The 19,681-nt window shown below is 45.2% G+C and carries 16 protein-coding genes; 9 read left to right on the forward strand and 7 right to left on the reverse strand.

Features of this window, described 5'->3' with window-relative positions; genetic code table 11:
- Positions 1–170 precede the first annotated feature (170 nt).
- Positions 171–404 carry a hypothetical protein gene (locus KHS38_RS15700; protein ID WP_213489876.1) on the forward strand — a complete coding sequence of 78 codons (234 nt, stop codon included), beginning with the start codon at positions 171–173 and terminating at the stop codon, positions 402–404.
- A gap of 113 nt (positions 405–517) precedes the next feature.
- Here KHS38_RS15700 and infB read toward each other — a convergent pair whose 3' ends face one another.
- The 6 genes from infB to mfd all read right to left on the reverse strand — a co-directional run bounded on the left by infB (position 518) and on the right by mfd (position 10,834).
- Complete coding sequence (infB, locus tag KHS38_RS15705; RefSeq protein ID WP_213489493.1) at positions 518–3,646, reverse strand: translation initiation factor IF-2; 3,129 nt, start codon at positions 3,644–3,646, stop codon at positions 518–520.
- 61 nt (positions 3,647–3,707) lie between these two features.
- Positions 3,708–4,943 carry a transcription termination factor NusA gene (gene nusA / locus KHS38_RS15710; RefSeq protein WP_213489494.1) on the reverse strand — a complete coding sequence of 412 codons (1,236 nt, stop codon included), beginning with the start codon at positions 4,941–4,943 and terminating at the stop codon, positions 3,708–3,710.
- Position 4,944: 1 nt separating this feature from the next.
- Complete coding sequence (gene rimP, locus KHS38_RS15715; RefSeq protein ID WP_213489495.1) at positions 4,945–5,412, reverse strand: ribosome assembly cofactor RimP; 468 nt, start codon at positions 5,410–5,412, stop codon at positions 4,945–4,947.
- A 163-nt stretch (positions 5,413–5,575) separates the two neighbouring features.
- On the reverse strand, positions 5,576–6,415 hold the full coding sequence (locus tag KHS38_RS15720) for an N-acetylmuramoyl-L-alanine amidase (RefSeq protein WP_213489496.1): 840 nt from the start codon (positions 6,413–6,415) through the stop codon (positions 5,576–5,578).
- Between the two features lie 92 nt (positions 6,416–6,507).
- On the reverse strand, positions 6,508–7,350 hold the full coding sequence (gene ypfJ, locus KHS38_RS15725) for a KPN_02809 family neutral zinc metallopeptidase (RefSeq protein ID WP_213489497.1): 843 nt from the start codon (positions 7,348–7,350) through the stop codon (positions 6,508–6,510).
- Between the two features lie 130 nt (positions 7,351–7,480).
- On the reverse strand, positions 7,481–10,834 hold the full coding sequence (gene mfd, locus KHS38_RS15730; protein WP_213489498.1) for a transcription-repair coupling factor: 3,354 nt from the start codon (positions 10,832–10,834) through the stop codon (positions 7,481–7,483).
- A gap of 286 nt (positions 10,835–11,120) precedes the next feature.
- Here mfd and KHS38_RS15735 point away from each other — a divergent pair, with 286 nt between their 5' ends.
- The 6 genes from KHS38_RS15735 to KHS38_RS15760 all read left to right on the forward strand — a co-directional run bounded on the left by KHS38_RS15735 (position 11,121) and on the right by KHS38_RS15760 (position 14,283).
- The gene (locus KHS38_RS15735; RefSeq protein ID WP_213489499.1) at positions 11,121–11,528 is read left to right on the forward strand and encodes a DUF4199 domain-containing protein; all 408 of its coding nucleotides are present in this window, start codon (positions 11,121–11,123) and stop codon (positions 11,526–11,528) included.
- Between the two features lie 106 nt (positions 11,529–11,634).
- The gene (locus tag KHS38_RS22280; protein WP_249665457.1) at positions 11,635–11,835 is read left to right on the forward strand and encodes a DUF2752 domain-containing protein; all 201 of its coding nucleotides are present in this window, start codon (positions 11,635–11,637) and stop codon (positions 11,833–11,835) included.
- The gene (locus KHS38_RS15745; protein ID WP_213489501.1) at positions 11,825–12,184 is read left to right on the forward strand and encodes a TM2 domain-containing protein; all 360 of its coding nucleotides are present in this window, start codon (positions 11,825–11,827) and stop codon (positions 12,182–12,184) included. Before KHS38_RS22280 ends, KHS38_RS15745 begins: the two co-directional genes overlap by 11 nt.
- Before the next feature lie 8 nt (positions 12,185–12,192).
- Positions 12,193–12,420, forward strand: a complete 228-nt coding sequence (locus KHS38_RS15750) for a DUF2905 domain-containing protein (RefSeq protein ID WP_213489502.1) — start codon at positions 12,193–12,195, stop codon at positions 12,418–12,420.
- A 16-nt stretch (positions 12,421–12,436) separates the two neighbouring features.
- A complete protein-coding gene (locus KHS38_RS15755) occupies positions 12,437–13,534 on the forward strand; it encodes a Nif3-like dinuclear metal center hexameric protein (protein ID WP_213489503.1) in 1,098 nt (365 codons plus the stop codon).
- Complete coding sequence (locus KHS38_RS15760) at positions 13,534–14,283, forward strand: zinc ribbon domain-containing protein (RefSeq protein ID WP_213489504.1); 750 nt, start codon at positions 13,534–13,536, stop codon at positions 14,281–14,283. Before KHS38_RS15755 ends, KHS38_RS15760 begins: the two co-directional genes overlap by 1 nt.
- A gap of 162 nt (positions 14,284–14,445) precedes the next feature.
- Here KHS38_RS15760 and KHS38_RS15765 read toward each other — a convergent pair whose 3' ends face one another.
- Positions 14,446–15,516 (reverse strand): PA0069 family radical SAM protein, encoded by a 1,071-nt coding sequence (locus KHS38_RS15765; protein ID WP_213489505.1) that lies wholly within the window; start codon positions 15,514–15,516, stop codon positions 14,446–14,448.
- A 231-nt stretch (positions 15,517–15,747) separates the two neighbouring features.
- Between KHS38_RS15765 and KHS38_RS15770 the strand changes: the two genes are divergently transcribed.
- Together KHS38_RS15770 and KHS38_RS15775 are read left to right on the forward strand one after the other, a co-directional pair.
- Positions 15,748–17,727, forward strand: coding sequence for a DUF3857 domain-containing protein (locus tag KHS38_RS15770; protein WP_213489506.1), 1,980 nt, complete (start codon positions 15,748–15,750; stop codon positions 17,725–17,727).
- A gap of 21 nt (positions 17,728–17,748) precedes the next feature.
- Positions 17,749–19,677, forward strand: coding sequence for a DUF3857 domain-containing protein (locus KHS38_RS15775; RefSeq protein WP_213489507.1), 1,929 nt, complete (start codon positions 17,749–17,751; stop codon positions 19,675–19,677).
- The last annotated feature ends 4 nt before the right edge of the window (positions 19,678–19,681 follow it).

Below are 19,681 nucleotides of genomic sequence, written 5' to 3' on the forward strand. Positions count from 1 at the left end.
TAGGCTAAAGCTTTAATAATTTCTATACACACCTTCCATGGGAGCTGTGATGGATATCGCCTTGTGCCCGTTTTACAAAGCCTCTAGTGACTCGGTGATACGCTCTCTGCCTACTCAGGCCAAACCAAATCAGGAATGTGCTGTTACCTTTCTATAAGATCACTATAAACATGAATAATTTTTTCAGAGCTTTAATTGCAGGTTATGGGGCCAAGAAACTTGGCGGAGGCTGCTTTTCAACCATCATTATATTTATCATTATTTACACTTTGTTGGGTAAATGCGGTAACGAGTCGCGCGGTCAATCAACTGGTGCAACACAAGTAAAACCAAAAACTGAGGTGATGTGCCAGTCGGCTCCTGTTACTCAAAAAGCTGTAGCTAAAAGTCAGGCGCTGAGGTAATAAGTATAATTAATAGTGCCTGCAACTAATTAAATTAGAAGTTGGTAACCTTGTTAAAAAATAAAAGCCGCTTTGTATTGACAAAGCGGCTTTTTTATACTTCAGATAGCTAATTACAGCTTACGTTTTACTTCTACGTTTTCGTATGCTTCTACAATGTCGCCTACTTCAATATTGTTGAAGTTTTGGATATTCAGACCACACTCGTAACCTGTATTTACTTCTTTTACGTCGTCTTTGTAACGTTTCAATGAAGCCAGTTCGCCGGTATAAATTACTACACCATCACGGATGATACGTATTTTGCTGTTACGGGTAATTTTACCATCCAGTACCATACATCCGGCAATTGTACCCACTTTGCTGATCTTGAAGGTTTCACGTATCTCAACGTTAGCTACAATTTTCTCTTCAAAAGTAGGTGCCAACATACCTTCCATCGCTGCCTTGATCTCGTTAATGGCATCATAGATGATAGAGTACAGGCGAATATCGATCTGTTCCTGCTCGGCCAGTTTACGGGCACTGCCTGAAGGGCGTACCTGGAAACCAATGATGATCGCATCAGAAGCCGAAGCCAGCAATACGTCTGATTCGGAAATCTGACCTACAGCTTTGGATATGATGTTTACCTGTATCTGGTCGGTTGATAGTTTCAACAACGAGTCGGATAACGCCTCGATTGAACCGTCTACGTCACCTTTAACAATGATGTTCAGCTCCTTGAAGTTACCGATAGCCAAACGACGACCGATCTCATCCAGGGTAATGTGTTTCTGGGTACGTAAACCTTGCTCGCGTTGTAATTGCAAACGTTTGTTGGCAATGTCACGGGCTTCAACTTCACTTTCCAGCGCGTTGAACTTATCGCCCGCGGTTGGTGCACCGTTCATACCCAGTACCTGTACCGGTGTTGATGGGCCTGCCTCGCTTACACGCATACCACGCTCGTTGGTTAAGGCTTTCACACGGCCGCTATAGCTACCGGCCAGTATGGCATCGCCTACACGCAGTGTACCAGCTTGTACAAGCACGGTGGTAACAATACCACGGCCTTTGTCTAATGCTGCTTCGATTACGGTACCAACGGCACGTTTTTTAGGATTGGCTTTCAACTCCAGTAATTCGGCTTCAAGCAATACTTTTTCTAACAGCAGGTTAACATTCAGGCCTGATTTAGCTGAGATTTCCTGAGACTGGTATTTACCGCCCCAATCCTCAACCAGGATATTCATGCCTGCCAGTTGCTCGCGTACCTTATCGGCGTTAGCGCCCGGCTTATCAATTTTATTGAAAGCAAAGATGATTGGTGCGCCTGCAGCCTGTGCGTGGTTAATAGCCTCGCGGGTTTGCGGCATCACGCTATCATCCGCCGCAATAACGATGATAACAATATCGGTTACCTGTGCACCACGGGCACGCATAGCGGTAAACGCTTCGTGACCTGGTGTATCCAGGAAAGTAATTTTACGTTTATCTTCCAGCGTTACCTCATAAGCGCCGATGTGCTGGGTGATACCACCTGCCTCACCGCCAATTACGTTGGTTTTGCGAATAAAGTCGAGCAAAGATGTTTTACCGTGGTCAACGTGACCCATAATGGTTACGATTGGCGCACGCGGTATCAGTTCTTCCGGTTTGTCCGGCTCTTCCAGGTTGGTTTCTTCCTCTTCAGGTTTTACGAAATCAATCTGGTAACCAAATTCGTCGGCTACGATGGTTAGGGTTTCTGCATCCAAACGTTGGTTAATGGATACGAACATACCTAAGCTCATACAGGTAGAGATGATCTGCGTAACAGGTACATCCATCAATGAGGCCAGCTCATTGGCAGTCACAAACTCGGTAACTTTTAGTACCCTTGATTGTGCTTCCTGCTCCAGTGCTGCTTCCTCGGCCGATGCGGCTACATCATCGCGTTTTTGACGACGGAACTTAGCCCGTTGTGCAAATTTGCCCGATTTACCGGCACCGCTTAAGCGGGCCAGAGTAGCTTTAATCTGGTCTTGTATTTCTTTTTCTGTTGGCTCTTCTTTAGGGGTGCTTGGCTGTTGTGCATTACGGTTGCCAAAACCGGGACGGTTGCCCTGGTAGTTGCCGCCGCCACCCGGACGGTTGCCATATCCCGGACGATTGCCCTGGTAGTTGCCACCACCCTGACGGTTGCCGCCATGGTGCTGACCCTGACCGCCGCCTTGTTGTCCGCCCTGGCGCTGGTCTCCGCCACCTTGCTGGCCTTGATTCTGTCCCTGACCTTGTTGCGGGCCATTGTTTTGGCCACCCGGCGTATCCTTACGTTTACGCTTGCGCTTATGGTCGGCTGAGTTAGGGTTTGAAGATGATGCAACCGGCTGGTTACGACGACCGTTATCAACCGGTAACTGGATTTTACCAATTACGTTTGGTCCGGTCAGGCGTTCTGCCTTGGCTCTGATCACATCGTCAGCAGGTGCCTGCCCTTCGGTGCTTGCTGCAGGTGCAGCCGGCGTATTTACTGGGGCCGGAGCCGGAGTTGGAGCTGGCGCAGGTGCCGCTGGCTTTTCAGCAACGGGTGCTGGTGCCGGCGTTTCCTTAACCGGTTCTGGCTTTGGTTCCGGTTTAGGCTCTGGGGCCGGAGCCGGAGTTGGAGCTGGCGCAGGTGCCGCTGGCTTTTCAGCAACGGGTGCTGGTGCCGGCGTTTCCTTAACCGGTTCTGGCTTTGGTTCCGGTTTAGGCTCTGGGGCTGGTGCCGGAGTTGGAGCTGGCGCAGGTGCTGCTGGCTTTTCAGCAACAGGTGCTGGTGCCGGCGTTTCCTTAACCGGTTCTGGCTTTGGCTCCTGACGTGCCGGACGGGCGTTCAGATTGTTCAGGTCAATTTTACCTACAACCTTTACGCCTGGCAGGCTGCCTTCAGGCTTTTCTGCCTGCTGGGGCTTCTCAGCCGCAGCAAAATTTCCTGCATTCTTAATCAGGATCTCATCGCGCTCAAAGTCCTTCGAGCGCTGATCGGTTGATTTTTCAGGAGTAGCAGGGCCTTCCTCACGGCGTATTTTGCCAATGTTGATTTGCTTTGCTTCTTCCTTAATGCTTTTATCAGCAGCAAACTGCTTGATCAGGGTACTGTACATATCACTGTCCAGTTTAGCGTTAGGTTGTCTTTCAACTTTAAAACCTTTAGACGCTAAATAGTCGACAATGGTACCGATACCAATGTTCAGCTCTTTTGCTGCTTTAATTAATTTTATGCTTTTGTCTTCTGACATTTAATAATGTTTTCTCTGCTTATTATATGCAAATTTACTACTTTTTATTGGCATATTCAGTTTATTCAAACTCCGCTTGCAGAATTGATACAACATCCTTAATGGTTTCTTCTTCCAAATCGGTACGTTTTACCAGTTCGCCCAGGTTTAATGCCAATATTGATTTCGCGGTATCTAAACCAACGCGTTTAAACTCATCAATAATCCAGCCATCTATTTCATCTGAGAATTCTTCCAGGTCCACATCTTCCTCATGCTCATCTGCTTCACGGTAAACATCAATCTCGTAACCGGTTAATTTACCGGCCAGTTTGATGTTATGACCGCCACGGCCGATAGCCAATGATACCTGATCGGGCTGTAAGTAAACAGCGGCGGTTTTTTTATCATCGTCCAGTTTAATAGAGGTGATCTTGGCCGGCGATAAAGCACGTTGAATGTATAGCTGAACGTTATTGGTGTAGTTGATAACGTCAATGTTTTCGTTTTTCAATTCACGTACAATACCATGAATACGTGAACCTTTCATACCCACACAGGCACCTACCGGATCTATACGGTCATCGTATGATTCAACGGCTACTTTAGCTCGCTCGCCCGGTTCGCGTACAATTTTCTTGATGGTGATGAGGCCGTCAAAAATTTCCGGTACTTCCTGCTCAAATAAACGTTGTAAAAACTCCGGTGCCGTACGCGAGATGATGATTTTAGGATTGGTGTTCATCATATCCACTTTGTGCACAACCGCTTTTACGCTGTCGCCTTTTTTGAAATAGTCGGCCGGTATCTGCTCGCTTTTTGGCAGCAGCAACTCGTTGCCTTCATCATCCAGTACCAAAGTTTCTTTTTTCCAAACCTGGTAAACCTCGCCGGTAATGATTTCGCCTACACGGTCTTTGTATTTTTTGAAGATCTCGTCTTTTTCGAGCTCTAAGATTTTAGATACCAGTGTTTGACGGGCAGCCAAAATAGCACGGCGGCCAAAGCTTTCTAAAGTGATCTGCTCTACAAACTCGTCGCCCACTTCCAGGTCCGGATCGTGTTTGTGTGCTTCGGCCAGTTCAATCTCCAGATCGTCATCTTCCGAAAAACCGTCTTCCATTACGGTACGGGTGCGCCAAATCTCCAAGTCACCATTATCGGTGTTTACAATTACGTCGCAATTCTCGTCAGTGCCATATTTTTTGCGAATCATGCTCCGGAAAACGTCTTCCAGAACACTCATCATAGTTGGGCGGTCAATGTTTTTAAAGTCTTTAAACTCCTGAAAAGACTCTATCAAATTAATGCTGCTCATTTTATTTAAATGATATTAAAACTTTTGTTTCTACAATATCTTCCGATGGGATATTGCTTTCAATCAATTCCGCTTTTTTACCCTTCGGTTTTATTTTTTCTTCAATTTGTACATGGTTGGCCGTTAGTGCCAGCAATTTGCCTTCGCGTTTGCTGCCATCGGTAAGCTTAATGCTTACCTGCCGGCCTATGTTCTTTAAAAACTGGCGGGGCAGTGTAAGCGGTGCATCTATACCCGGCGACGATACCTCCAGCGTATAAGCATCCGTCAGTACATTTTCCTCTTCCAGATAGTGGCCTACAAACCGGCTCACCTCGGCACAATCACCTACATCCAGGCCATTGTCGCCATCGATCAGGATAACTAAACGGCCCTGGCTGTGCATTTTTACGCTTACCAAAAAAACGTTTGGTTTTTCGGTAAGTTTTTGTTCAACCAGTTCTGTTACCCTTTTTTCTACGTTCGTCATGTGCAGATAATGGTTAGATAAATAAAAAGAGGGGACACAGGTCCCCTCTTTCGTTATTAATGCAAATATAATACGTTTAAACACAAGAAGCAAGAACCAATAGCCAAGAAATCAAATATTTATTAAAATAACCAGCCCAGCCTCTGTTCTTATCTCCCAGCTCTTAATACTTTTTGTATACATTATATAATACGTTCAAATCCAGTTGGCTTAGTTGCGGACTAACATCTGTTTGAATGAAGTGTAATTTAAACGCTTTGATTGCCGCGCTCAGGTTGTGGGTATCGTAGCCCATAAGCCGCAAAGCGGTGGCATAATCGAAATTTTCGGGTGCCAGTTCCAATATATCGTCGCTCCAGTAGCCAAAGCCACGGTCGGCCAGGGTTTTCCAGGGGAAGCGGGCGCTGGGGTCGGTTTTGCGGCCGGGAGCAATATCACTGTGGCCAATAAAGTTGGCTGCAGGTATGTTATAGGTATTTTTGAGATAGGATAACAGCGTCAATAAGCTTTTCATCTGTGCGTCACTAAACGGCTCAATGCCGTTATTATCAATCTCGATGCCTATGGAGCAGCTGTTCATGTCGGTAACGTTGCCCCACTTGCTAACACCGGCATGCCAGGAGCGCAGGTAATCGTTCAGCATATGCACCACCTTGCCATCGCGGCCTACCACGTAATGTGCACTTACCTGCGTGCGCACCAGCGAAAAGGTACGGATGGTTTGCGCCAATGAATCTTGCGCAGTATGGTGCAAAATTACATAATTGGGTTTACGCAGGTTAAAGTTAACCGTGCCTACAAAGTCAGACGGGATAGGAGCGCCCAGGCTATCGGCCAGTACAACCGGCTGCATTTGCTTGGCAATATCCAAAAAGCTGTCAATTTGTGATTTGTATACCTTTTTGTTATCAACTGCCGTAACTATTCCCGGTTTTTTGGCCTTGCATGATGCAAATAGAATAGTTAGCAGCAATAAGTAGAAAGATGGTCTCAATAGTTTCATAGTTCGGTTAGCGCAAAACAGCAAGTTTGTTGCAGTTGGCTAAATTAAGCAAAGTAATTAGCGATTGGATTTTGCTTGTTGATTTCTTCTGATTATAAACTTGAATCAGCAAACGTATTGCCCAGCTTAATATCCCCCGTTTCATACCCTTTTTTGAACCAGTACATACGCTGTTCGCTGGTGCCGTGGGTAAATGAGTCGGGCGATACGCGGCCCTGGGTCAGGCGGTCGTCGCCAACGGCGCTGGCAGCATTCAGTGCTTCTTCAATATCACCTGGATCAAGCAAGCCGCGTTGCTGAACGTAATGAGCCCAAACGCCGGCATAAAAATCGGCCTGGAGTTCCAGTTTTACGGATAGCTTGTTGTATTGCGTTTCGCTTAGCTGCCGGCGAGCCTGCTCCATTTTGGCCGAGGTTCCCAACAGGTTTTGCACATGGTGGCCTACTTCGTGAGCTATCACATAAGCCCGTGCAAAATCGCCAGAGGCGCCAAATTCATTTTGCAACTGGTCAAAAAAAGATAAATCTATATATACTTTGGAATCGCCGGGACAATAAAACGGACCGGTTGATGAGGCTGCAAAACCACAGCCATCGGTACCTACTTCGCCACTAAAAAAGTGTAGCACCGGTTCGTCATACTTTTGGCCCATATCCTGAAAAACCTTCCCCCATACATCTTCTGTATAACCAAATACCACGCTGGCAAATTTTTCCTGATCGGTTTTAGGGCGGGTAATTTTACGGTTCTGTTGCTCGGTTTGCGCATCGCCGCCGCCACCACCGCCTAAAATTTGCGAAGGATTTACGCCGGTAAACATATAAATGAGCAGGCCTATAATGCCTACTACACCGCCGCCCATAGCCATACGGCCACCGCCGCCGCCACTGCCTTCTTCAACGTTGTCGCTTTCGCGTCCGCCTATCCATTTCATAGTATCTGTACTGGTTTTTACCCATTAACAGGAAGGCGAGAGCGTTTGTTTGAGAATGAAAAATTTGTACGATTAATGTGGTTGATGATATAGGGTTAAAACATTGCTGCCAGCAGGTTGGGAGGGGGCATTATGCCGGTACCCCAATCCCAACTTCGCTTAAAATATCTACGGCTTCTTCAATACTCCGTACGCCTTCAATACTAATGCGCAGGCTGTTTTTTACCTCTTTCATATTTACGCGGCGCGGGTTGTTTTTTACAAAGTTGAGCACCTGCATAAACTCCTGCGATTCAAAATATTTAGATTGCTGGTTGGCCAGAAAATAACCCCGCAAAACGTTTTTCTTCAGCGATATTTTTTCAAAGCCAATAGCCTTACCCAGCCATTGCAGGCGAATGGTGTTCAGCAAATCGTGCACCTGCGGCGGTACCGGGCCAAAACGGTCGGTCAGTTGTTTTTCAAAAGCCACCAGCTGGGTTTCATTTTCCAGCCTGGATATTTCGGTGTAAAGGTTATACCGCTCCGTCAGGTTGGTTACGTACTCATCCGGGATGAGGATTTCCATATCGGTATCGATCTGCGTAAAGCTGATATACGGACGTGGTTTCTCATCCTGAAACACTTCTTTAAACTCCTCGTCTTTCAGTTCCTGAATGGCCTCGTCCAATATTTTGTGATACATTTCAAAACCAATCTCGGCAATAAAGCCGCTTTGTTCGGCCCCTAAAAGGTTACCGCTTCCGCGGATGTCCAAATCGCGCATGGCTACGTTAAAGCCGCTGCCCAGATCAGAGAACTCCTCAATAGCGCTCAAACGCTTACGGGCTTCGGAGGTAAGGGTGGATAATGGCGGGCTCAGCAAATAACAGAATGCCTTTTTGTTGCTGCGGCCCACCCGGCCACGCATCTGGTGCAAATCGCTCAGGCCAAACATGTGGGCATGGTTAATGATGATGGTATTGGCGTTCGGTATATCCAACCCGGCCTCGATGATGGTGGTGGCAATCAGTACATCATACTCATGGTTCACAAACTTGAGCATCACATCCTCCAGATCGTCGCCCTCCAGCTGGCCGTGGGCTATACCAATGCGGGCTTTGGGTACCAGTTTGCGAATCATACCGCCCAGTTGCATTAAATCGGCCACGCGGTTGTGGATAAAAAATACCTGCCCGCCGCGATCCAATTCGTACTCTACCGATTCTTTAATCAGCTTATCGTTAAATACATGCAGCTCGGTTACTACCGGCTGGCGGTTAGGTGGCGGGGTGGATATGATGGATAAATCGCGCGCGCCCATGAGCGAGAAGTGCAGCGTACGCGGTATAGGCGTAGCTGTAAGCGTCATGGTATCTACATTGGCACGCATGGCTTTCAGCTTCTCCTTAGTGGCTACGCCAAATTTCTGCTCTTCATCAATAATCATCAGGCCCAGATCTTTAAACTTCACGTCCTTGCTCACCAGGCGGTGGGTACCAATAATGATGTCCACTTTGCCCTCCTGTAGCTTGGTTAAGGTATCTTTGATCTGCTTGCTCGATTTAAAACGGTTAACGTAGTCGATATTGCAAGGAAAGCCTTTCAAACGGTCCGAAAAGGTTTTGAAGTGCTGGGCAGCCAAAATGGTAGTAGGCACCAGCACGGCTACCTGCTTGCTGTCGGCCACGGCTTTAAAGGCAGCACGGATCGCCACCTCGGTTTTGCCAAAGCCTACATCGCCGCAAATGAGGCGGTCCATAGGATGTGGCGATTCCATATCGCGTTTAAAGTCGTTGGTTGCTTTTTCCTGATCGGGCGTGTCCTCGTAAATAAAGGAAGCCTCCAGCTCGGTCTGCAAATAGCTATCGGGCGAAAAGGCATTACCGTGCTGGGCCTTACGCACGGCGTAAAGCTTAATCAGGTCACGGGCTATGTCTTTAACTTTTTTTTTTGTTGTTTTCTTGAGGCGCTCCCAAGTGTCGGTACCCAGCTTATTCATTCTGGGTACAGCGCCCTCTTTACCGCTGAATTTAGATATACGATTCAGTGAATTGATGTTTACGTACAGCAAATCGTTGTCTGCATAAATCAGGCGAATCATTTCCTGTATCTTGCCGTTCACCTCTACTTTTTCCAAGCCGGCGTATTTGCCAATACCGTGGTCAATATGGGTTACATAATCACCCGGCTTTAGCTCGCGCAGTTCTTTAAGGGTGATGGCCTGGGTGCGCTGGTAGCCTTTACGTAATTTATATTTATAATAACGGTCAAATATCTGGTGATCAGTATAACAGGCCAGGTGTTGCTCCCTGTCAATGAAACCTTCACGGATAGCTACGTTAACCGGTGTAAACTTGACGGTTTTATCCAGGTCATCAAAAATGGCATAAAGGCGTTCCACCTGCTTAGGCGAATCGGTAAAAATGAGGTTCTCAATCTTATCGGCCTCGTTGTTTTTGATGTTATGGATCAGTAGCTGAAAATCTTTGTTGAATGACGGCTGCGGGCGGATATCAAAGTTGAGTGAATGCTGCGCCTCATAAAAAAACTGTTTGCCAAACTCTACCACTGCAAAATCGTGCAGCTGGTCGGCAATCATTTTTTCGTCAGTAAAGGCATATTTCGGGTCAATCCAATCCGGGTTCTGGTTCTTTTCTTCGGCCGAAAGCGCTTTCCACAACTGGGTGGCTTTTTTATAGCCGTCCTTAACAATGTCCAACATAAATTGAACATCCTTGATCCATATCTGTGTATCGGCATCCACATACTCTAACAGCGAAATGTTATTTTCGGTGAGGAATTTGGATTGCACGTTAGGTACAATGGTTACGGTTTTTACCTGCTCTACAGAAAGCTGGCTCTCAATCTCGAATGTACGGATGGATTCAATAAAATCGCCGAAAAACTCCACCCGGTAGGGTAAGTCGTGCGAAAAAGAAAAAATATCGACGATGCCACCGCGAACAGAGAATTGCCCCGGCTCGTACACAAAATCAACCCGCTCAAAATCGTATTCAATCAAAAACTCGTTGATGAATTCAATGCTCAGGTTGCTGTTAACGCTGATATCCAGGGTGTTTTTTTCGAGCGAGTTCCGGTCTATCACCTTTTCGGCAATAGCTTCGGGATAGGTTACAATCAGGTGTCCGTATTCACTGGCGTGGTTCAGCTCATTGAGTACCTCGGCACGGGCCAGCACATTGCTGCTGTCGGGCTGGGTAAATTCAAAAGGCTTGCGATAGGAGGAAGGGAACAGCAAAATTTCCTTACCGGTCAGGTTTTCCAGATCGGCCTGAAAATAGGCGGCCTCTTCACGGTCGGGCAGGATGAATAACTGGTGCTTGTGCTGTAAAAAATACAAAGCTACCGCCATGGTGGCATCGCTCGATCCCACCAGCCCGCGTAGTTGTATCCGCGGGTTCTTAGAGCTGTTAAGGGCCTTGGCCAAAGCCATAACCCGCTCATCTGTTTTATATTTTTCTAAAATTTCTCGAATATTCAAAACATCCAAAGATAAGCAAAAAAGATGCCTTAATGCGGAAGGCTAACCAAGAAACGAGAGGCAAGAGCCAAGATGACAGCAACATGAGAGAAGAGCAGTGCGTAATGGAAGCAGGCGCATTCTGAAATCAGAGAGAATAACGCTTTCTATTCAGTAAATTCTGCTGAATATGTAAGCTCCTGTTGTGGCTTATTCAAAAAGGAACGCCTGCCGGCAAACAAACTACCGCTTCAAATCCTTTAGAAGGTATTAAGATACGAAATTATTTTAACTAACCGTTATTACCATGAAGAACGCAGTTGCATCTGGATTAATTATAGGAATTTTAAGCGGGCTCTGGCTTTTTATTATGCGCTGGGCTGGCTATACCATGTTTGGCGACCAGGTTTCACCTATTGAATACATCTCTATCCTGATCCCTATCATCGGGGTATACTTAGGTGTAAAAAGCTACCGCGACCATGATTTGGGCGGCAGTATGAGTTTTTTACAAGGTATTGTACAAAGCCTTAAAATTTTATTTATAGGTGGTGTAATTGCCGTATTTGCCGGTATTATTTATACCAATTATGTAGAAATGCAACATAACATCCGCGATTTTTCGGCCCGTTTATTTGGAGCATTGCTTATTGGTGTTATATCTTCACTGGCGGCAACCCTGTTGCTGATGACGAATACCAACAAAATTGATTAAAAGACTCTATAATCATTCTGAACTTTTATTTTGGGTAACGGCCCTGGTATTACTGGCCGTTACCCAACCCAATGGGCAGCCGCATTTTAGTCTGTGCCTTTTTAAGTTGGCCGGTTTTAGCTGGTGCCCCGGTTGCGGTATAGGCCATGCACTTTCATGCCTGCTGCATGGGCAAGTTGTGGCCTCCTGGCAGTATCATGGGCTGGGTATACCGGCGCTGCTGACTATTTTTTATCGCATCTATGGTTTAAGTTTTAAACAAATGTTTAATTTTAGAAAACTTAAACTTAACCGGCATGGATTTTAATTTCTACACCCTGTTTTCGGGTATAACAACCGAAGAGATGGCTTATTTACAGCAGGCTACCGCCGGGCTTTCCGAAAATCAGCAACGTCATTTTGTCAATATCTATGGCAGTAAGCGTAGAACCGCACAAGATTTGCTTCTTTTTACTTTATTAGGTTTTATTGGGATAGCCGGTGTTCACAGATTTTTGGTTGGCCAGATAGCAATGGGGATTATCTACTTTTTTACCGGAGGCTTTTGCGGCATTGGTACTATCGTTGATCTGATTAATCATAAAAGCCTGGCCAATAGCTATAACCGCGATATGGCTTATGAAAGTCTGCAAATTGTAAAGATGGGCGGTTACTAATAATAAATATGGGAAACGATACGGGTAAAGTGCTGATTGCCGTAGGTGGGGTTGTATTGCTTATTGGTGTGCTGATTTACTTTTTTGGTAACAAGCTGCACTGGATTGGCCATCTGCCCGGCGACATACGGGTAGAGCGCGAGAACTTTCGTTTCTATTTTCCGGTTACTACATTAATATTGCTGAATGTACTGATATTTATCATTATCAAAATTTGGCGATACCTGAACGGCTGATTAACTTGCCGCTGTTATGAAACTTGTAGAACTAACCGCTTATCTGGAAAGCATAGCCCCGCTAAGCTACCAGGAAGATTACGATAACTCGGGCCTTATTGTGGGCAACGGCAATCAGGAAATTACCCAAGGGCTTATCTCGCTTGATTGTACCGAGGCCGTGGTTGACGAAGCCATCCGTACCGGATGCGAGGTGATAATTTCGCATCACCCCATCGTTTTCAAAGGACTTAAAAAGTTTAATGGCAAAACGTATGTAGAGCGTGTGGTTGAAAAAGCTATACGACATAACATTGCGCTGTATGCTATTCATACCAATCTGGATAATGTAATGGATGGGGTAAATGCCCGCATCTGCCAAACCTTGGGATTAAAAAATACACGTATCCTTTCGGCCAAAGGCGGCATTCTGAAAAAGCTGGTGACCTATGTGCCTCAAAGCCATGCCGAGGCTGTGCGTAGTGCTTTGTTCAAAGCCGGCGCAGGAAACATTGGCAACTATAGCGATTGCAGCTTTAATGCCGATGGTACCGGTACCTTTAAAGGTGCAGCCAATACCAATCCGTACGTTGGTCAACCCGAACAGCTGCATTATGAAAGCGAAACCCGCATTGAAACCATTTACCCGGCACACCTGGAAAGTAAGTTGTTGATGGCGCTTTTTTTGGCTCATCCATATGAAGAAGTGGCTTATGATCTGTACACGCTTACCAACCAGCATCAGCAGGTAGGTTCGGGTGTGATTGGTGAACTGGATATGCCTTTTGACGAAAATGACTTTTTGCGCCACCTGAAAGATAAGATGCAGGCAGCTGTAGTGCGGCATACGGCTTCGACCGGCAAACCGGTTAAAAAGGTTGCTGTATGTGGCGGCTCGGGCGGCTTTTTACTGAAGCAGGCCATAGCGGCCGGAGCCGATGTTTTTGTAACTGCCGATTATAAATATCATGAGTTTTTTGATGCTGAAGGAAAAATAGTGATTGCCGACATCGGACATTTTGAAAGTGAGCAATTTACACAGCATTTATTGTATGAAATAATACGAAAAAAATTTAGTAACTTTGCGGTCCGTTTAACAGAAATTAATACAAACCCCATAAAATATTTTATTTGATGGAACAAACCGTAGAACAAAAGCTGAAAGCTTTATATGAGCTACAAAACATCCACACCAAAATTGACAGAATACGCCAGGTAAGAGGTGAACTGCCTATGGAAGTAGCCGACCTGGAGGATGATGTCGCTGGTCTGGAAACCCGCATTCAGAAAATCAAAAGTGAGCTGGATGATTTGGAGGACGATATTGTAACCCGTAAAAATCTGATCAAAGAAGCTCAGGCTAATATTAAAAAATACGAAGCACAACTTAACGAGGTTAAAAACAACCGTGAGTATGATGCTATCTCTAAAGAGATCGAGATTCAGGGCCTGGATATTCAGGTAAGTGAGAAGAAAATTCGCGAATACGGTTTTGAAATCACTTCTAAAACCCAGGTTTATGAAAAAGCTTTGGCTGATTTAGAAGGCCGCCAGAAAGATCTGGACGCTAAAAAAGCAGAGCTGGGCACTATCACTGCCGAAACTGAGAAAGAAGAAAACGAGCTGAATACACAAGCTGAATCAGCTAAAAAAAATATTGAAGAGCGTTTGCTGATTGCTTATAGCCGTTTACGCAACAACGCTAAAAACGGTTTGGCGGTAGTAACCATCCAGCGCGATTCATGCTCTGGTTGCTTTAACCACATCCCGCCTCAGCGTCAGGCTGATATCCGTCAGCGCAAAAAAGTCATTGTTTGCGAGCACTGCGGCCGTATCCTGGTTGATGAGCAAATGGCTCTGGAAGTTGAAGAGCAACACGCTTAATAAACTACTTTCATACATAAACAAAAAAAAGACGCTTATTTAAGCGTCTTTTTTTTGTTTATGGTTATACTTGCTTGTGTCCTAATATGAAGCTTATGTTGCTATTTGTTTAGGATAGCTCCTCGCACCCTGTTCCTCTCTGCACCCCACTACCTCGCTCTCCTAAAACAAGCTTGTTTGTTTTCCAGCCTTTGGCGTAAATAATGATAAATTATATTCGGGCATTACACGGTCAGCTAAAAATTTATTGCAAGCTACCCGGTACAGCTGCTGTATTGAATCAGCTACCTCGCCGTCGCCACTCATCCGGCGACCGTATTCGCTGTCGTTCAAATTGCCGCCGTGGCATTCGCGTATCAGGTTAAGCACCTTCTCGGCCCTGTCCGGAAAAGTTTTATGGATCCAGTCGGTAAACAGTTCTGCAATGCTGCCGTTCAGGCGCACAATGGTAAAGCCGGCATCAACCGCCCCGCGATTGGCCGCCGCCCGGATAATAGATGGCACCTCATTGCTGTTAAGGCCTGGTATAATAGGGGCTGTCATTACCCGTACCGGTATACCTTTGGCCGATAGCTTTTCAATCACATTTAAACGGCCAATAGAGGTTACTGTGCGTGGCTCCAGTTTTTGGCGCAACTGCTCATCCAGTGAGGTGATGGATATATTTACGTGCAGTAACTGCATTTGGGCCAGTTCTGTTAAAATATCCAGATCGCGCATAATAAGGTTGTTCTTGGTGATGATACTTACTGGGTGGCGGTATTGCAAAAATAGTTTCAGCATGCGGCGGGTTAGTTCCAGTTCGCGTTCAATAGGCTGATAGCAGTCGGTATTACCTGATAATACAATAGGCGTTGGCTTATATTTCCGTTTGTTGAAATACTCTTCAAGTAATTCGGGCGCATTGCGCTTAACAATTATCTTCCGCTCAAAATCAAGTCCGGCGCTAAAACCATAGTATTCATGACTGTTGCGGGCATAGCAGTAAATGCAACCATGTTCGCAGCCCTGATACGGATTTACTGAGTGCATATGACTCAGGTCTGGACTGTTCGATTTGCTGACGATCTGCTTTGGGGTCTCCTCAAATATCTGTGTTTTACTGTTTTGCAGCATCGGTTCGTCGAGCGCTTCAATGTGCTGCGCCACATATTTATTTTTCAGGTATTTGTTATGTGTATTTACCTGCGCCCCCCTGCCCGTGAAATAATCCTGATTCACCTCAAATGCCATACACAAAGCTGCTAAATAAATTAGCAATAAACAATTTAATGTTTATAAAAAGTATGTAATGTTAGCAAATGGAGAAAGGTAACTTACTAAATTAAATAGGTTGAATATGCTTAATAGTAAAAAGTGGCATAACTAATATGAAATACTAAGCCAAATAAGCTATAATCACAAAAATATTTGAGTTTGATGCGTCTTGTTGCTTAACTTAGTGCTGTCAAACCTTATTGCAACATGACTAAAATCTCTACAGTGCTTATTGCGCTGTGCACTGCATGCAGTGCTGCCTTTGCACAAACCCCTGCTGCGCCCGGCACACAATCCTACGGAAAGATAGATAAAGCAGACCTGGAACTTAAAGAATGTGCTTTTGAAAAAGATGCCAATGCAATGGTATTATTCCATAAAGGCGATGTGTATTTTGATAACGATTTCAACGTGGTGCTCGAAGCCCATAAGCGGATTAAAATATTTAAAGAAGCCGGTAAAAAGGAAGCCGATATACGTTTGGAGTTTTATGGCGGTAACCATTTCGAGTATTTAACCGGCCTGCAGGCAGAAGTTTTTAACCTGAATGACGGTAAGGTTGAAATAACTAAATTGGATAAAAAGCAGGTTTTTACCGAAATTATTGATAAAAGCCGCACGGCGTTAGTGTTCTCTTTTCCTAACGTAAAGCCCGGTTCGGTAATTGAATTTTCGTATAAAAAAACAACCAACGCTTACTACCGCATACCCGATTGGTATTTTCAGGGCCGTATACCTGTACGCTACAGCGAATTTACCACCACTATACCCGAGTACTTTTATTTCAGAACACAAACGCACATTTACGAACCGCTTGTAAAAAGCATTACCACGTCAGAGTCTCGCAGTTTGGGTGGAGGACAGTCGGCAACTGCTTTTACGGAGGAACGCCGTGTTATGGCGATGGCCAATGTGCACTCATTACAAGAGGAGCCTTATATGCGCTCGCTTACCGACAATTTACAAGGTTTGCACTTGCAGTTAACCACTGTTAAGCCAACCTTTGGATTTACCCGTGTTTACTCAGATACCTGGGCCAAGGCCGGCGGTAACCTGGCCGAAGATGAAGACTTCGGTGTGCAGCTAAAACGCAAACTGGCTAATGAAGAAACCATTGTTACTAAAGCTAAAGCATTGAAAACCGACGATGAAAAGATTGCCTATATTTTCAACGAGGTTAAAAATGCCATGAAATGGAACGGTAGCGATATCTGGTACACAGACGAGGGTACAGTAAAAGCCTGGGAAAAAAAGACGGGTAACTCAACCGAAATTAACCTGATTATGCATCACCTCTTGAAGCAATCGGGCGTAAAATCTTATCCTATGGTAGTGAGTACGCGGTCAAACGGTCAGGTTAACCCGGCCTTTAGCTTCCTTAACCAGTTTAACCGTGCTGTGGTGTATATACCAGTAGATAGTACCAAACGTTACATCCTCGATGCAAGCAGCAAATACAACTCCTATCTCGAAACGCCTGATAATATCTTAAACTCATACGGCTTATGGATTGATAAGGAGAATAAGCAGTACGACCTGATGTTTATAGACAGAAAACAGCCCGTACGTAAAGTGGTATTTGTAAATGCCGAGATAAAGCCCGAGGGTAAAATGAGCGGCACGGCCGAGATTAACTGTTTCAGCTACAATCGCATCAGCGATATTGAGCATTATAAAACCGATGGTGAAAAGAAGTATATCGATTTTTTGCGCGAAAAGAATAATGCCCTAACCATCAATTCGCTCAAGTTTAATAACATGGAGGTAGATTCGCTGCCGCTTGCACAAAACTTAAACTTCGATATGGAGCTAACCGGCTCTGATAAGGATTATATTTATTTTTCGCCCAACTTGTTTACCTCACTGCGCGTTAACCCGTTCTTAAATGAAAACCGCACCAGTGATGTGGATTTTGGTCATCTGGATAACCTTAACATCAGTGGTATCTACAAAATTCCGTCGGGTTACAAGCCCGAAGCCCTGCCACAAAGCATCAGCATTGTAATGCCTGATAAGAGCATTGTTTTCAGACGGATTGTGGCCGAGCAGGAGGGTACTATCGTGGTACGCTACTTTATTGACCACAAAAAAACCGTATACTTTAAAGAAGATTACGGCGATTTACACGCGTTCTATAAAAAAATGCATGAGCTGCTGAACGAGCAGGTGGTTTTGAAAAAATCATAAGCTTAAAACCTTACTTAATACATGTTTAAAAGATTTATTTGCAGCCTGGCAACATTGATGCTGGGCTGCTTTGTTGCACACAGTCAGGATAAGAGCCTGCCTAAAGATTTGTACATAGCCAGCACCATTCCCGACTCATTAAAGCAAGATGCCAACTCGGTTATCCGCTACTCCGCCGATGAGATGACCGTATCTGCTCCGGGCAGGGCTGTAACAAGGCACCACGGTATTGTTAGCCTGCTTAATGAAAAGGCAGATGACGAAGCCAGGTTGGTATTATTTTACGATAAAAAGTTTATTAGTGTAAACAGTATGCAAATGCTGGTATACAATGCCGAGGGTAAGCTTATCAAAAAATACAGCAAAAGCGATGCGTACGAAAGGTCGGCTACAGATGGATTTTCTATCATTACCGACGACCGTTTATTAGCGCTGCGGCATGATGTGGGCACCTACCCGGTTACCGTCGAAACCATATACGAAATTAACCAGAATAGCTACCTGGATCTCAATGCCTGGCATATACAGCCAGCCGAAACAGCGGTGCAAAGTTCCAGTTATAAAATAGTAGTTAATCCGGGCATTGGCTTTCGTTATAAAAACAAGAACACCACCATAGCGCCAATAAAAGCAAACAATGGTAAATATGATATATACACATGGCAGGTAAATAACCTGAAAGCATTTAAACCCGAAGAGGAGGTACCTGACTGGCGGCTGGAAGCTAAAGTGGAGTTTGCGAGCAACAATTTTGAATATAATGGATTGCCGGGTAACTTTAGCAGCTGGCAAAGCTTTGGTGCATGGTATTCTGCACTTAGCGCCGATGTAAGTACGCTTTCACCTCTAAGGACTGCAGAGATAAAAGCAATGGTTGCAGGGTATAGAACGGATAAAGAAAAAGCACGTTTCCTATACAATTATATGCAGCAAAATATGCGTTATGTAAGTATACAGTTAGGGATCGGTGGCCTCAAGCCATTTCCCGCTATGTTTGTGGATCAGAAAAAATATGGTGATTGCAAGGCGCTTTCGAACTACATGTATGCGCTGCTGAAAGCGGTAGATATACCCTCATATTGTGCTTTGGTAAGAGCAGGAAAAAATGCCGAGGCGGCTGATGTCGACTTTCCGTCAAGCTCATTCAACCATATGATTTTGTGTGTTCCGTTCAAAGGTGATACCACTTGGCTGGAATGTACCAGTAATACACACCCTTTTGGCAAGTTGGGCACTTTCACCGAAAACCGCAATGCCCTGCTCATAACCGAAAATGGTGGTAAACTGGTGAACACACCTAAAAGTACCGGTGCCGATAACCAGTTCAATAGCCGGGTGCACATTGAGCTGGATGCCGACGGCGGGGCCAAGGCAAAAGTAAAAATACTAAGCACCGGTGGTTACCGCGATCTGTTTGTAAACCGTTTTTCAACTATCAGCCAGGATAAGCAAAAGGAGTACTTGTTAATGGCTTATAACATCAAACAGCCCATCGCGTTTGAATTTAAAGAAGCGCCCGATAGTGCCGGTATTAAAGAGGTGAATCTGGATTTAGAGTATGATAATTTTTGCGATATCGCGGCCGGCAGCAAGCGCTTTTACCGACCGCGTGTGTTCGATTTGTGGGTGGCAACCATGCCTGCAGAGCAACATCGTAAAAATGATTATTACTTTGAGCACCCCATGCAAAAAAGCTGCGTAACCACCATTGCGCTGCCGCCGGGTTTCGAGGCCGAATCCTTACCTGCAGATGTAAGCCTGAAATTCAGTTACGGTACTTACCAGGCCAGCTATAAATATGATGCAGCCAAAAACGAAGTAATCAGCACCGTGAAATTTGATCTGAATAACCAGGTGATACCTGCTGCACGCTATACAGAAATGCAGCAATACATGGATAACATTGCCAAAGCACAAAATAAAAAGCTGGTTATTAAACGCAAGGCCTAACTTT

Origin of the sequence: Mucilaginibacter sp. Bleaf8 (assembly GCF_018390515.1) — a bacterium.
Lineage (GTDB): Bacteria > Bacteroidota > Bacteroidia > Sphingobacteriales > Sphingobacteriaceae > Mucilaginibacter.